At 47.3% G+C, this 1,062-nt stretch carries 1 protein-coding gene; it reads left to right on the plus strand.

Features of this window, described 5'->3' with window-relative positions:
• Positions 1-37 precede the first annotated feature (37 nt).
• Positions 38-1,062, plus strand: a 1,025-nt coding sequence (locus tag A3729_RS05195; RefSeq protein WP_231877342.1) for an exodeoxyribonuclease V subunit gamma, incomplete at its 3' end; no start/stop codon positions are given.

Below are 1,062 nucleotides of genomic sequence, written 5' to 3' on the forward strand. Positions count from 1 at the left end.
TCGCACTGAAAACCTCGCTTTCATCATTGCTGAAATAATGAGACGAGAACCACTGAAAAAAATCTTTGATCAGGAAAAGGTGATTATTCAAAGTTTCGGTATGGGCACCTGGCTTCAGCAGCAAATATCTGAAGAATTGGGTATCTCTGCGATGGTTGAATGTAGCATGCCAGCGTCTTTTATTTGGAAATTGGCTGAAGCCTTATTACCGAAGCCTCTGCAAGTACAGGGCTTTGAGAAACAGAATTTAAGGTGGCAGCTTTTTGAACAATTGCCGAGTAAGCTTGCCCAGCCCGAATATCAGCGCTTACGGCGTTATGCCAAGAGCTTATCACCAAACACTGATGAGGGGAGTGCTGAGCCTGCGCTGGGTAACGCTGGCGATGAAGCGCTATCCCAGTCTTTAGTGTTTGATATGGCGAGTGTCATAGCCGACGTTTTTGATGGCTATCAAAACTACCGCCCAGAATGGTTGCAAGCATGGGAGCAAGGCAAGCCGATAAAGAGCCTTGCTAGCGGCCTGGATTCCAAAGACTACAGTAGTCCTCAATTTACCGAATTGGAAGCTTGGCAGGCTGACTTGTGGTGTAGCGTTTATCCTGACTTGCCCTTGGCGCAACGACAGCATCGTTCCAGTCTGCTGACCAGGCTGGAGTCCTGTATTAGAGCGCTACCTAAAGGGGCGGAACTTCAGTTACCCGAACGAATCTTCGTATTTGGCCTGTCAGCCTTGCCTCCTAGAATGCTGGCTGTTATCAAAGCTTTAGCTGAACACATTGATATACACGTTGTGGTGAATAACCCTTGTCGCTACTACTGGGGTGATGTGATGAGTGAGTATCAGCAGCTCCTGCTTAATCAGTCATTGCTTGCGCGGGGCGTCAGTGCTGAAACGGTAGCGGAAAACTTTATTGAGCATAACACCTTGCTCGCGTCATGGGGAAAGCTTGGTCGCGATTATATGTCGCTATTGATGCAAGAAGAAATTTTCGCTGATCTAGCCACCGAGCTTTACGATGATCTTGGTGATGAAGATAATTCAGCGCTGAATTTAATTCAGTC

The sequence above is a fragment of the Oleiphilus sp. HI0043 genome, assembly GCF_001634935.1.